The sequence below is a fragment of the Polaromonas naphthalenivorans CJ2 genome (assembly GCF_000015505.1).
GTDB classification, from domain to species: Bacteria; Pseudomonadota; Gammaproteobacteria; order Burkholderiales; family Burkholderiaceae_C; genus Polaromonas; species Polaromonas naphthalenivorans.
The window spans coordinates 3,254,202-3,267,958 of record NC_008781.1; the positions used below are offsets into that span (position 1 = coordinate 3,254,202).

9 protein-coding genes are annotated in these 13,757 nt (G+C 66.5%); 2 read left to right on the forward strand and 7 right to left on the reverse strand.

Annotation, left to right across the window (positions count from 1 at the left end; translation table 11 throughout):
- Nucleotides 1-13: 13 nt before the first annotated feature.
- The 3 genes from PNAP_RS15420 to PNAP_RS15430 are packed head-to-tail and all read right to left on the reverse strand — an operon-like array spanning nt 14 to nt 2,305.
- Nucleotides 14-379 (reverse strand): Rieske (2Fe-2S) protein, encoded by a 366-nt coding sequence (locus PNAP_RS15420; protein WP_011802454.1) that lies wholly within the window; start codon nt 377-379, stop codon nt 14-16.
- Nucleotides 380-394: 15 nt separating this feature from the next.
- A complete protein-coding gene (locus PNAP_RS15425; protein WP_011802455.1) occupies nt 395-1,054 on the reverse strand; it encodes an HAD family hydrolase in 660 nt (219 codons plus the stop codon).
- A gap of 54 nt (nt 1,055-1,108) precedes the next feature.
- Nucleotides 1,109-2,305 (reverse strand): RluA family pseudouridine synthase, encoded by a 1,197-nt coding sequence (locus PNAP_RS15430; RefSeq protein WP_011802456.1) that lies wholly within the window; start codon nt 2,303-2,305, stop codon nt 1,109-1,111.
- 592 nt (nt 2,306-2,897) lie between these two features.
- Between PNAP_RS15430 and PNAP_RS15435 the strand changes: the two genes are divergently transcribed.
- The gene (locus tag PNAP_RS15435; RefSeq protein WP_011802457.1) at nt 2,898-6,128 is read left to right on the forward strand and encodes an Rne/Rng family ribonuclease; all 3,231 of its coding nucleotides are present in this window, start codon (nt 2,898-2,900) and stop codon (nt 6,126-6,128) included.
- A gap of 242 nt (nt 6,129-6,370) precedes the next feature.
- On the opposite strand, the gene PNAP_RS15440 is transcribed toward PNAP_RS15435, so the two are convergent.
- The 4 genes from PNAP_RS15440 to hemC are packed head-to-tail and all read right to left on the reverse strand — an operon-like array spanning nt 6,371 to nt 10,650.
- Nucleotides 6,371-7,660, reverse strand: a complete 1,290-nt coding sequence (locus PNAP_RS15440; RefSeq protein WP_011802458.1) for a heme biosynthesis HemY N-terminal domain-containing protein — start codon at nt 7,658-7,660, stop codon at nt 6,371-6,373.
- Nucleotides 7,661-7,692: 32 nt separating this feature from the next.
- Nucleotides 7,693-8,853: a uroporphyrinogen-III C-methyltransferase gene (locus PNAP_RS15445; RefSeq protein WP_011802459.1), complete on the reverse strand. Its 1,161-nt coding sequence runs from the start codon at nt 8,851-8,853 to the stop codon at nt 7,693-7,695.
- On the reverse strand, nt 8,850-9,713 hold the full coding sequence (locus PNAP_RS15450; protein WP_011802460.1) for a uroporphyrinogen-III synthase: 864 nt from the start codon (nt 9,711-9,713) through the stop codon (nt 8,850-8,852). The genes PNAP_RS15445 and PNAP_RS15450 overlap by 4 nt, the downstream gene beginning before the upstream one ends.
- A gap of 13 nt (nt 9,714-9,726) precedes the next feature.
- Nucleotides 9,727-10,650: a hydroxymethylbilane synthase gene (gene hemC / locus PNAP_RS15455; protein ID WP_157040423.1), complete on the reverse strand. Its 924-nt coding sequence runs from the start codon at nt 10,648-10,650 to the stop codon at nt 9,727-9,729.
- 173 nt (nt 10,651-10,823) lie between these two features.
- Here hemC and ppc point away from each other — a divergent pair, with 173 nt between their 5' ends.
- A complete protein-coding gene (gene ppc / locus PNAP_RS15460; RefSeq protein WP_086000546.1) occupies nt 10,824-13,712 on the forward strand; it encodes a phosphoenolpyruvate carboxylase in 2,889 nt (962 codons plus the stop codon).
- The last annotated feature ends 45 nt before the right edge of the window (nt 13,713-13,757 follow it).

A 13,757-nucleotide genomic window follows, 5' to 3' on the forward strand; every position in this document is an offset into this window, starting at 1 on the left:
TTTAGGGAAGTATTCAAAAGAGCAAGGGCTTGAGGTTGTAGGCGCCATGCCAGTAAACGACATCATCGCGTTCAGACAGCATGATTTTGACCAGCCCGCCCCGGCACGGTCCGCCAGTGCACTGACCGGTATCGGGCCGGTAGGCCGCGCCATGGCTGGCGCACAGCAGCCACTGGCCGCTGTCGTCGAATATCCGGTTCGGCTGCCAGTCCAGTTCCATCGCCACATGCGTGCAGCGGTTCAGGTAGGCCTGCGGCACTCCCTTGAAACGGATGGCAAAAGCGCGGCAGGTCTGGCCGGCATAGACCACGTCGAACGGGACGGCCAAGCCGCCATCCACCAGATCGCGGCTATTGCAAAGTGCTACCCACTCGTCCATCAGATCAAGCCCGGATCAACCGTTGGCCAGCAGCCAGTCCTGCAAATCCTGCACCGAGTGCGCCACATGCAGCGGATTGAGCACCGTGAAGGCCTCGGGCTCATGCGCGCCGTAGCTCACGCCGACGCTGGCGCAGCCGGCGTTCAGCGCCATCTGCAGGTCGTGCGTGGTGTCGCCGATCATCAATATCCTGCTGGCGGGAAGATCAAACTGCGCCATCAGCTCGTGCAGCATCAGCGGGTCGGGTTTGCCGGCGGTTTCGTCGGCCGTGCGGGAGCCATCAAAAACGCCTTTCAGTTCGACGCTTTGCAGCGCCTCGTCCAGTCCGCGCCGTGATTTTCCGGTGGCCACCGCCAGCCGGTGGCCGCGCGCCTTGAGGGCTTCGAGCAGCGGCAAAACGCCAGCAAACAGGCTCAGGTCGTTGAAGTGCCTGGCGTAGTGATGCCGGTAGCGCGCGCCCAGTTCCGGGTACTTTTCAGGCGGCACGTCGGGCGCGGCATGGGCCAGCGCCTGCATGAGGGCCATGCCGATGACGTAGGCGGCAGCCTTTTCAGTCGGCTCCTTGCCGCCCACATCGCACACCGCCGCCTGGATGCAGCGCACGATGATCTGGGTGGAGTCAAACAGCGTGCCGTCCCAGTCGAAGGCGATCAGGTCAAAGTTTCTGGTTTGCATGGCCCGGATTGTCGCCGCGAGAAATGACACGGCGCGACCCGTCCAGGCAATTCCTCAAGAATTCCCGGTTTCTTCGGGAGACGAGGAATGACGCGACGGCAGAAATTGCTGCAACTCCTCGGGCAAGGACGCCTGCAGCTGAACCGCCTTGCGGGTTTTGGGATGGTTGAACTTCAGGCTCCAGGCATGCAGGAACATGCGCTTGAGCGACGCAGAGCCCGCGCTGCTTCTTTGCAGCGCCTTGTTCAGTTCGAAATCGCCATATTTGTCATCGCCGGCAATCGGATGGCCCTCGCCGGCCAGATGCACGCGGATCTGGTGCGTGCGGCCGGTCTTGATGGTGACTTCGAGCAGCGTGAAAGGCGTCGCTGGCGCCAGCGGGTTGGCGGCAATCGGCGTTTTCACCTTGACCAGCGTGACCGAGCGCATGGCGTCGGGATGGTCGTTGGCCACGATCTTGACGCGCCGCTCGCCATTGGGCAGCAGGTATTTGTGCAGCGCCTTGTCAATCACGCGCTGGTTCGCCGGCCAGTTGCCGCTGACCAGCGCCAGGTAAACCTTGTCGGTTTCGCGCTCCCGGAACTGCTCCTGCAGCAGTTTCAGGGCCATGCGGCGCTTGGCAATCAAGAGGATGCCGCTGGTTTCGCGGTCCAGCCGGTGCACCAGTTCCAGGAAATCGGCCTCAGGCCGGGCCATGCGCAGCTGCTCGATGATGCCAAAGCTCACGCCGCTGCCGCCATGCACCGCCACGCCGGCCGGCTTGTCGATGGCGAGCAGGAAGTCGTCCTCGAACAGGATCGGGAATTCAGCGGCGGGCGCGTAGCCGCCGACGGTCGAGCTGGCGCCGTGGCGCGCGACTTCGGTCATCACGCTCTGCATCGCCTGGGCCTTCTGCTCGGCCCGCTCCGAGGTGCGCACCGGCGGCAGGCGCACGATGTCGCCGGCCTCGACGCGGGTGTCGGCATGCGCCCGGCCCTTGTTGACGCGCACTTCGCCGCTGCGGATGATGCGGTAAACATGGGTTTTGGGCACGCCCTTGAGCTGGCGAATCAGGAAATTGTCGAGCCGCTGGCCAGCGTAGTCTTCATCGACCGTGACCAGCGTCGCCTGCGGCAAAGCGGTGGCCGGCTCAGGCGTTTTAGGCGCTGCAGGCGCATGAATGGTGGGCTGGGCCGGAGCGACAGCAGGACGGAAAGGCGCTTTTGCCGGGCGTTTTGCCTTGCCAGAAGCTGCCCCTATAATGTGTTTCACTAGCGATACGCTGTAAGTAGTTGATTTGTCTGGAGTTTAGTCCACACCAATCCAAAGCCCCTGAAAAGGTCTGCGAACAGCCTCGCTGGAAGGTCGATGCCACTGATGGCAATTGCCCACAAGCGACGCGTGCCAGGCACCTCGCGACACGGGAATTGCCCTGCAGACGAGTCGATGCTTTGCGAATACAAACACGGAATACCAATGTGTGCAGCCTCGGGTCAAGAACTTTAGGCTGCATACGGATCCAGCTGAGATCAAGTCTTTTAACGGGTAGCCCTCTGATGACAACACGGGTCAGTCTGATTGTTAGTTGCCTGCAGCGCCCCCTAGCCCTGCTTTATGGCATAAATCAGCCTATAGCCCTTGCACAGCGTGCGCAATCAGCTACTAATTTTGTAGCAAACCCCGTCATATACCTGCTCACTCCATCCACGCGCCCACGCCCAGACTGACACTGGCCGACCGATTTTCGGCCGGCCAGTTTGCTGTCAAAAGCTCTCCGGCAATTCCCCACGTTCGCATTGCGTTGCTTCCCTGGTGTCGTTCAGCCATTTTTGGGCTTTAGAACGAAGAAGATTTAGGAACATTCATGAAACGCATGCTGGTAAACGCCACACAGGCCGAAGAACGCCGCCTGGCGATTGTTGACGGACAAAAACTCCTCGACTACGAAATTGAAATCGAAGGGCGCGAACAGCGCAAGGGCAACATCTACAAGGCCGTCGTCACCCGCGTCGAGCCGTCGCTGGAAGCCTGCTTTGTCGATTACGGCGAAGACCGCCACGGCTTTTTGCCGTTCAAGGAAATCTCCAAGCAATACTTCACGCAGGGCGTGTCGGTCAGCCAGGCGCGCATCAGCGATGTGATCCGCGAAGGCCAGGAACTGCTGGTCCAGGTTGAGAAGGAAGAGCGCGGCAACAAGGGCGCGGCGCTGACCACCTTTGTCTCGCTGGCCGGCCGCTACGTGGTCTTGATGCCCAACAACCCGCGCGGCGGCGGCGTGTCGCGCCGCATCGAAGGCGAAGACCGCGCCGAGTTGAAAGAGGCCATGGACAAGCTGGAATACCCCGGCGGCATGAGCATCATCGCGCGCACCGCCGGCATCGGCCGCAGCGCGCCCGAGCTGCAGTGGGACCTGAACTACCTGCTCAAGCTCTGGACCGCGATTGACGGCGCCGGCAAGGGCGGCAAGGGCGCTTTCCTGATCTACCAGGAATCGAGCCTGGTGATCCGCGCCATCCGCGACTATTTCAACAGCGACATTGGCGACATTCTGTTCGATACCGACGACGTGTACGAGCAAGCCCGCCAGTTCATGGCGCATGTGATGCCCGAGCACGAGCACCGCGTCAAGCGCTACCGCGACGACGCGCCGCTGTTCTCGCGCTTCCAGATCGAGCACCAGATCGAGTCGGCCTATGCGCGCACCGTGCAGCTGCCTTCGGGCGGCGCCATCGTGATTGACCACACCGAAGCGCTGGTGTCGGTGGACGTGAACTCGGCGCGCGCCATCAAGGGCGGCGACATCGAGGAAACCGCCACCCGCACCAACCTGGAAGCTGCCGACGAAGTGGCGCGCCAGATGCGCCTGCGCGATCTGGGCGGCCTGATCGTCATCGACTTCATCGACATGGAAGAGTCGCGCAACCGCCGCGACGTGGAAAACCGTTTGCGCGACGCGCTGCGCCAAGACCGCGCCCGCGTGCAGTTCGGCACCATCAGCAAGTTCGGCCTGATGGAAATGAGCCGCCAGCGGCTGCGCCCGGCCCTGTCAGAAGGCGCGTCGATTCCGTGCCCGCGCTGCGGCGGTTCCGGCCACATCCGCGACACCGAAAGCTCGGCGCTGCAGATTTTGCGCATCATCCAGGAAGAGTCGCTGAAAGACAGCACGGCTTCGGTGCTGTGCCAGGTGCCGGTCGATGTGGCCTCGTTCCTGCTGAACGAAAAGCGCTCGGAAATCAGCAAGATCGAAATGAAGCAGCGCATCAACGTGCTGCTGGTGCCCAACAAGACGCTGGAAACGCCGAACTACCGACTGGAGCGCCTGAAGCACGACGACCCGCGCCTGGACAACATCGAGGCCAGCTACAAGATGGCCGACGAAGCGGAGGACGCCACCACGGTGACGCGCCGCAGCCAGGAAAAGCACAACAAGCAAGAACCCATCATCAAGGGCGTTCTGCCCGACGCACCGGCCCCGATTGCCCCGCCAAAACCAGTGGCCGTGGCGCCGGTTGCGGCCAAGGCACCGCTGCCTGCGCCGCCGGTTCATGTTCCCGCGCCTGCTGCGGCAGAAAAAGGGCTGTTCGGCTGGATCAAGAACCTGTTCGGCATGGCCGAAGCACCAGCGCCAGCGCCGGCCCCGGTTCTCAGGGAAGTGAAAAAGGATGCGCCCCAGGGCGATGCGCCGCGTGAAGGCCGCCCTGCCGAAGGACGCGGTGAACGGCCCGAGCGTGGCGAGCGTGCAGAGCGTGGCGGCCGTGATGGCCGCCGCAGCGGTGGCCGTGTCCGTGGCGAAGGCGCTGCGCCCGAAGGCCGCGCCGAGGGTCGTCCCGATGGCCGCAACGCTGAGCGCCGTGAGCGCAACCCTGAAGGACGCGCCGAAGGTGGCCGTCCCGAGCGCCAGGAACGGCCGGAACGCCAGGAGCGCCCGGCCGGCGAGCCCCGCGCCGAAAATCGCAATGAAGGCCGCAACGACAGCAGCGAAGCCCAGCCGCGCAATGAAGGCCAGGCCCGCGAAGGCCGCGGTGAGCGCAACCGTCCACGCGCTGACCGGCCCGAGCGCGCCGAGCGTCCGGAACGCGGCGAGCGCATTCCGCGCGATGCCGTAGAGCAGGATCTGGCCCTGGCCAACCAGGCCGCCATGGCTGCGGCCATGGGTGGTGAAACCGTTGCCCCGCGTCAGGAACGTCCGGCACAGGACGTGGGCCGTGAGGGTGAGCGTCGCCAGCAGGGTGGACGTGGTGAAGGCCGCAATGATGGCCGCGCTGAAGGGCGTGGCGAGGAATCGTCCGGCGAAGGCCGGCGCGAGCGTGGCGAACGGGGCGGCGAGCGCGGTGGTGAACGCACCGGCCGCCGCAATGAACGCAGCAGTGAGCGCGCAGACGTGAATGCCGCACCGTTGGCAGTCGCGCAGGCCGACAGCTTTGACGCCGCCCATCCGGCCGTGGTGTCCGCCCTGGACGAGGCCGGCAATCCGGTCGCACCGGTTTCATCGACCGACGTTCAGGCTCGCCGCCCTGAAGGCCAGGAAGAAAGCCAGGAGCGCCAGCCGCGCGAACGCCGCAGCCGTGACCGCTATGGCCGCGACCGCCGTGAACGGGGCGAGCGCAGCGAGCAGGCCGTCGAGGGTCAGGAAACCGCTGAAAAATCCGCCGTTTTTGAACCAAATCCGCCTTTTGCGCACGAAGCACGGGCACCTCTAGCTACTGAATTGGTAGCGCCAGCGATGCCGGCCGCGCCGGTGACGGCTCCGGCCACTCCAGCGCCAGTGCTGGCAGCCGCGCCGCTGCCTGCTGCAACTGCAGCGCCTGCACCCGTGCCGGCACCGATGGCCAATGCCCTACCCAAGGTCCAGGCCTACGACCTGCCTTTGCAGGACCTGGCCCAGGTTGCCGAGAGTTCCGGCCTGCAATGGGTCAATTCCGACGCCGCCAAGATCGCTGAAGCCCAGGCGGCCATCGCGGCCGAGGTCAAGCCGATCCAGGTGCCGCGCGAGCGCCCTGCCCCGGTGGTGTCGGAAGAAGCACCGCTGGTGCTGGTCGAAACCAGGCGCGACCTGGGCAGCCTGCCGCTGCCGTTTGAAAAGTCAGCGAACTGACGACCCGGCCTGCAACTGGCCTGCGCTTCTGAAAAGGAGCGCAGGCCACACGGCACAAGCCAAAGCCGCATCTTCCGGGATGCGGCTTTTTTTTGCGCGCGCAAGGACAGGCACGGCGAATGCGCAGCGCAGTTCATCAATCAAGGAAATGTTTCCCGCCCTCCGGAGAGAGGTTTGCCGCCGCTGCCTTGAGGCTGCAAGCCCGGGCCGGTCAACGGCTCAGTTGACTGAACGGTTAAAGGTTAAAGCTGGGCGGCCCGCTTGTAGGCTTCGATGGCGGCGGCTTCATCCTCGCGCTGCTCGGCCAGCAAGGCCAGGGCGCGCCAGGCCTTGCGGTGCAGCAGCTTGTCCTGCAAGGCGGGCGCGGCCTGGCTCAGGAGCTGGCGCGCCTTGCCCCAGAGCTGGCGGCTCAGGCAGGCCATGCCGGCCAGGTACTGAAGCTTGGGATCGCGCGGGTGGCTGACGTGCGCGGCCTCGATGCGCGCCAGCCATTCGGCGTCCAGCGTGTCCATGCCGGCTTCGAGCACGGTGATCAGCTTGATGCGCAGGTTGTCGCCCAGCTCCGAGCGCGGCTCCAGCATGCGCTCCCAGACCGGCACCAGCCAGGAACGCGCCAGCGCCGCATCGCCATGCAGGCCCATCAGGCGGGAAGCCGCGTGGATGGCCAGCTCGGGCATGGCGCGCTCGCTGTCGTCGAGCCGCGCCCAGGCCTGCTGCAACTGCATCGGGTCATGCGCTTCATTGAGCAGTTCGAGCGCCAGGCCGCGCACGATGCTCTGCGCCGCAGTCGGCGAGAAAGCGCGGTGCTTGGCCAGCAGCCGCGCGGTTTCCAGCGCCTGCTGGGTCTGGCGCCCGTAGCGGGCAGCGCGCAGCTTCATGCGCAGGGCCAGCGTGCGCCGGGCAGCGCCTTGCGGCAGCTGGCCGAGCCAGTCGAGCGCGGCGCTGGCGTCATGGTCTTCCAGCGCCCAGCGGGCGGCGCGAAACTGCACGCCCTCGCGCACTTCCTGGGCATGGCGCGCGGCCGAATTCTGCAGCGCCAGCTGCAGATGCTGGTTGCGCAGGGCCTTGTTTTGCAGCGCCTGCGCGCTTTCGGCCACCAGCAGGTGCGACAGCGAACGCAACTGGCTGGCCAGGCTGTCGCTGTGGCCGGTGGGATGGCCGGATGTGTCGGTGGCGACGCCCAGGCTTTTTTCCTGCGCCAGCGCATTCTGTGCCGATTTGGAGGCGCGGATGTAGCGCCCGGCCATCAGGTGGGCCAGCGCGTCCATGAGGGCGCCGTACATGGCGCGCTCTTTTTGCTGCGCGCGCCAGCGCCGCGCCTCGACCGGCAGCGAAAACAGGGCCGACAGCGCGCGCGAGGCCAGATGGAGCAGCATGAACAGCCCGACCAGCAGCAGCACCATCAGGTTCAAGGAAATATCGACCCGGTGCGGCGGCCAGAACACGGTGACGACCGCCTGGTTGTTGCCGGCGAACAAGGCCACCGCGACGGCGATGCCAAACAGGGCCATGAACCAGAGAGCGGCGCGCATGCTATTTTTGGCCCGTGCAGCGGTTGGCGCGGTCAGCGGCCCGCGGCCGCAGTGGACAGCGCGGCCATGGTTTCGTCGAGCCGGGGCAGTTCGGTGTTTTTGAGCTGGCCCTGCACTTGGGCCAGCAGCTGAAGGGCGGCCTGGGTTCTGCGCGCGGCCGGGTCAAAGTATTTGCCCAGCCAGTTGCTGGCGTTGAGCAGGTCGGCGCGCGCCGCGTCGGTCTGGCGCGAAAACAGCGCCAGGCGCGCATTGAGCAGCCTGAGCTTGAGGTTTTCGCGCAGGAAAAACGCCTGGTCGGGCGCCAGCAGCGCCGCTTCGGGCCGGTCGATGCGGCTGACGCGCAGCAGCTGGCTGGCCTCCAGCCACAGGCTGCCCAGCACGCGCCGGGACCAGGCCTGCAGCGCCTGCGTGTCAAGGCCCGGCAGCCAGGACTTCGCCGGAGCCGCTATGCCGCCTGTACTGTCTTTGGGCTCGGCGGCGATGGCATCGACCGGGCGTGCAATGCTGTTGCCGGCCATTTCATTGGCCACCGGCAGCTCATCGACCAGCCGGGCCAGCTCGTCGAGCTTGAGCATCAGGGCCGGCACATCGGCGACGCTGGCGCCCTTGATGCGTTCGATATCGCGGGTGATGGCGCGCTGCAGCGGGTTGAGGCGCGGCTGGGCGGCGCGCGTCAGGCGCATGTCGGCCGATTTGAGCGCGGCCAGCAGGGGCTCGGCGCTGCCGGTCAGCAAGGCCCGCTGCTGGGCCAGCCGCAGGTCGGACTCGACATCGACGACCAGGTTTTCATCGCGCGAGCGCGACAGGCTCTGCATCAACTCTTCGAGCTGCGTGCGCTGCAGGCTGACTTCGCTCAGGCGGGTTTCCTGCAGGGCCAGTCGCACCGACAGTTCGCGGGCGCTGTCCTGCGCCTCGCGCGCCAGGGCACGCGCCTCGATGGACTGGGCGCTGGAATCGGTGGTGCGACGGGCGAGTTCTTCCTGGATGGCACCCAGCTTTTGCCACAGCAGCGCGCTGCCGAGCAGGCCGGCAGCGGCCAGTGCCGCCACGACCAGCGCCCAGCTGCGCGGCACCAGCCAGGCGTCCGGCATGGCGGCGCTGGGCGCAACGGGAGCAAGCCCGCGCTCGGGCACCGGCTCGTCCTGGGGCGCGGGGCGAGGCAAAGGGGGCAAGGCTGAAGGGCTGTCGCTCATGGATAGTGCGATTCTATCGAGCCAAGCGCCTGCCGGATGTCCTTGAGCGCCGGGCGTGACTCCACAACAACACCCCAGCCGGCGGCCCGCACGGCCTGGGCAATCCGGGGATGGGTGGCCACGGCGCGGGCGCGGCCCCAATCGACGCCTTGCAGCCCCGCCTGCCCGACCAGGTTGGCCACGGCTTCGGAACTGCTGAACAGCCAGACCGAGCCGTCGGCACTGGCTTGGCGCGCGCGAGCGACCTGCGCGTCGGTCAGGATGGGCGCGCGGCGCTGGTAAACGCCGACAAAATCGACGCTGGCGCCAGCGCCTTGCCACTGGCGAACAATCCAGTCGCGCCCGGAGGTGGCGCCTTGGGCGCCGGCGCTTTGGCCGCGCACGATCAGCACCTTGCGGCCCTGCCAGTCACGCGCGCCAACGACCCGCCACAGCGCTTCGGAGTCGAACTGGCTGGCGTCGGCCGCCGGCGCATCAATCTGCGCGGCAGGAACGCCGGCCGCCCGCAGCGCGGCCACCGTGCCGGGGCCGGGCGCCATGAAACGCAGGCCTGGCGGGATTCGGCGCAGCCCACTGTTTGCTATGTTATTAATAGCTGCCTGCGCATATCCACCTTGCGCAAAAGCCTTATTTTCCTTAAAAAAGTGCTCCACCGCATGGCCGCTGACGAACAGGCAGGCGGCGTAAGCGTCCAGCGCCAGCCAGGCGTCCCCGAGCGCCTGCGCATCGGCAGCGCTGCCAACGGGCGCGATGTCGATCAGCTCGAACGCCTCGGCGGCGATGCCGGCCTGCTCCAGTTGCCGAACCCACAGCGCGGCGTCGGGCGCGGGCCGGGTCACGATCACGCGGGCGGTCGTCACGCCGGCTCCGGCCTCAAGCCGCTGGCGCGTTGCTGGCCCAGACCGCGCCGCCGGCGCGCAGTTGCGCCGCCACCGCGTCGCCCAGCGCCTCGGCCTCGGCAAAGCTGCGCACCACGGCGGTTTGCCGCACCTGCACCAGCGGCGCGGGCAACACCGCTGAAACGCCGGAAGACGCATCGGCCGTGGCCGGGTCGCCCCAGGCGGCGTCGAGCTGCAAGGCGCCATCGCTGCCGGCGGTCACGAAAGCGGCCAGCGGCATCGAGCAGCTGCCGCCCATGGCGCGCGAGACGGTGCGCTCGGCCGTGACCGCCAGCCAGGTCGGCTGGTGCGCCAGCGTGGCCAGCGCGGCGATGAGGTCGGCGCGGTCGGCCCGCACTTCGATGCCCAGCGCGCCCTGCCCGGCCGCCGGCAGCATGTCGGTGGGCGCGAACGTGTGGCGAATGCGCGATTCGAGGCCCAGCCGCTTGAGCCCGGCGGCGGCCAGCACGATGGCCTGGTACTGGCCCTCGTCGAGCTTGCGCAGGCGCGTATCGAGGTTGCCGCGCAGGGGCTGGATGGCGAGGTCGGGCCGCAGCGCCTTGAGCAGCACCAGCCGGCGCAGGCTGGAGGTGCCGACCACCGCGCCGGGCGGCAACTCGGCCAGCGACGCAAAATCATTGGACACAAAGGCATCGTGCGGGTCTTCGCGCTCCAGGACGCAGGCCAGCGCGAAGCCTTCGGGCAGGTCCATCGGCACGTCTTTCAGCGAATGCACCGCCAGGTCGGCCCGGCCTTCGCTCAGCGCGACTTCCAGCTCCTTGACGAACAGGCCCTTGCCGCCGACCTTGCTCAGCGAGCGGTCCAGGATCTGGTCGCCCAGGGTCGTCATGCCCAGCAGCTCGACCTGCCAGCCCAGGCGCGACTCAAGCAGCGCCTTGACATGCTCGGCCTGCCACATCGCCAGGCGGCTTTCGCGCGTGGCAATGACCACCTTGAGCGTTGAAGGAAAAGTTTGAAGCGCTGCTGCCACTGGTAACCCGTCGGTAATCTATAGAGGGAGTGAATGCTAGCATGGGCGCTTTTCTGTATTTGCTCCAGCACCAAAGGGTCAGAATGCCAGTTTCCGCACGCATGAAAAAAGTCAGTGACAACGCCGGCCAGGCGGCTCAAGCCAGCCCCACGGAGACCGGCAAGCCCGCCAGGCCTTCGGTTCGCGCCAAAAACAACGAACGCCCACTGGTGGAAGACATCCGCCTGCTGGGCCGCATCCTGGGCGACGTGATCCGCGACCAGGAAGGCGTGGCCGCCTATGAGCTGATCGAGCAGGTGCGCACGCTGTCGGTGGCGTTCCGGCGCGATGCCGACCAGGAGGCCGACAAGGCGCTCAAGGCCCTGCTCAAGGACTTGAGCGGCGACCAGACCGTCAGCGTGATCCGTGCCTTCACCTATTTTTCACACTTGGCCAATCTGGCCGAGGACCGCCACCACATCCGCCGCCGCGCCATTCACGAGCGCGCCGGCGACACCCAGGAAGGCAGCATCGAAGTCGCCCTGGCGCGCCTGCGCTGGGCCGGCATTGCGCCCAAGGCCATCTCGGACACGCTGGCACGCAGCTTTGTCTCGCCGGTGCTGACCGCCCACCCGACCGAAGTGCAGCGCAAAAGCATCCTGGACGCCGAGCGCGGCATTGCCCAGCTGCTGACGGCGCGCGACAGCATCAAGGCGATGGCGCTGGCCGTGAGCAGCGCCAAGGATGCCTTGAGCCCGCGCGAACTGGCCGCCAACGAGGCGCAGCTGCGCGCCCGCGTGATGCAGCTGTGGCAAACCCGGCTGCTGCGCTTTTCAAAACTCACCGTGGCCGATGAAATCGAAAATGCGCTGAGCTACTACGAAGCGACCTTTTTGCGGCAGATTCCGAAGATTTACGCCAACCTGGAGCGCGAGCTGGGCAACCAGCCGGTCCACAGCTTCCTGCGCATGGGCCAGTGGATTGGCGGCGACCGCGACGGCAACCCGAATGTCAATGCCGACACGCTGAACTACGCCCTCGGCCGGCAGGCCGACGTGGCGCTGCGCCACTACCTGACCGAGGTGCACCTGCTGGGCGCCGAGCTGTCGATGTCGGCCATCCTGGTCGAATGCAGCGCCGAGATGCAGGCGCTGGCCGAAAGCTCGCCCGACACCAACGAGCACCGCCAGGACGAGCCCTACCGCCGCGCGCTGACCGGCGTCTATGCCCGGCTGGCCGCCACGCTCAAGGCGCTGACCGGCGGCGAGGCCGCGCGCCATGCCGTCGCGCCGCAAAACCCCTATGGCAGGGCCGAAGACTTTCTGGCCGACCTGCGCACGCTGGAGGCATCGCTCAAGTCCCACCACGGCGAAGCGCTGACGGCCCAGCGCCTGCACCCGCTGATCCGCGCCGTGGAAGTGTTCGGCTTTCACCTGGCCACGGTCGATTTGCGCCAGAGTTCGGACAAGCATGAAGAAGTCGTGGCCGAGCTGCTGGCGGTCGCGCGGATTGAACCTGGCTACGCCAGCCTGGACGAAGCGGCCAAGCGCGCGCTGCTGCTCAAGATGCTCAACGACGCCCGGCCGCTGCGGGTGCTTGGCCATGTGTATTCAGGCCTGGCCCAGATTGAACTGGCGATTTTCGAAGCCGCCAGGACAGCGCGCGCCCGCTTCGGCAAGGAAGCGATTCGCCACTACATCATCAGCCACACCGAAACCGTCAGCGACTTGCTCGAAGTGCTGCTGCTGCAAAAGGAAGTCGGCCTGATGCACGGCCTGCTCGACGATGCGCAGGACCAGATCGGATCGAGTTGCGACCTGATCGTGGTGCCGCTGTTTGAAACCATCGAAGACCTGCGCAATGCCGCGCCCATCATGCGCGAGTTCTATGCGCTGCCGGGCGTGGCCGCGCTGGTCCAGCGCAGCGGCGCCGAGCAGGACATCATGCTGGGCTACAGCGACAGCAACAAGGACGGCGGCATCTTCACCAGCAACTGGGAGCTGTACCGCGCCGAAATCGCGCTGGTCGAGCTGTTCGACCAGCTGGCCGTCTCGCACGGCATCACGCTGCGCATGTTCCACGGCCGGGGCGGCACCGTCGGCCGGGGCGGCGGCCCGAGCTACGAGGCGATTCTGGCGCAGCCTCCCGGCACGGTGCGCGGCCAGATCCGCCTGACCGAGCAGGGCGAGGTGATCGGCTCGAAGTACGCCAACCCGGAAATCGGCCGGCGCAACCTTGAAACCCTGGTCGCCGCCACGCTGGAGGCCACGCTGCTGCAGCCGACCAAGCCGGCGACCCCGGCCTTCCTGCAGGCCGCCGATCAGCTCTCGCAGGCCAGCATGGCCGCCTACCGCGCGCTGGTGTATGAAACCCCGGGCTTCACCGAGTATTTCTTCAGCGCCACGCCGATCCGCGAGATTGCCGAACTCAACATCGGATCGCGTCCTGCCTCGCGCAAGCCGTCGCAAAAAATCGAGGATTTGCGCGCCATTCCCTGGGGCTTCAGTTGGGGCCAGTGCCGCCTGACCCTGCCGGGCTGGTACGGTTTTGGCAGCGCCATCGAGCAATTCCTGGGCCAGGGCGGCTCGCCCGAGAGCCGCAAGGACGCGCTGGCGGTGCTGAAAAAAATGTACCGCCAGTGGCCGTTTTTCCGCACCCTGCTGAGCAACATGGACATGGTGCTGGCCAAGAGCGACCTGGCGCTGGCCTCGCGCTACTCTGAACTGGTGGCCGACGCCAAGCTGCGCAAAAAGATTTTCACGGCCATTGATGCCGAGTGGCACAAGACCGCGCAGGCCCTGAGCCTGATCACCGGCGAGAAGCAGCGGCTGGCCGGCAATGCGGCGCTGCAGCGCTCGATTCGCCACCGCTTTCCCTATATTGATCCGCTGCATCACCTGCAGGTCGAACTGGTGCGCCGCTACCGCGCCGGCCAGACCGACCAGCGCGTGCAGACCGGCATTCACATCTCGATCAACGGGATTGCGGCAGGCTTGCGAAATACTGGCTGACGCACAGTATCGGCGCGGTCCTACAAACAGGGAGGCGCCCTCCGA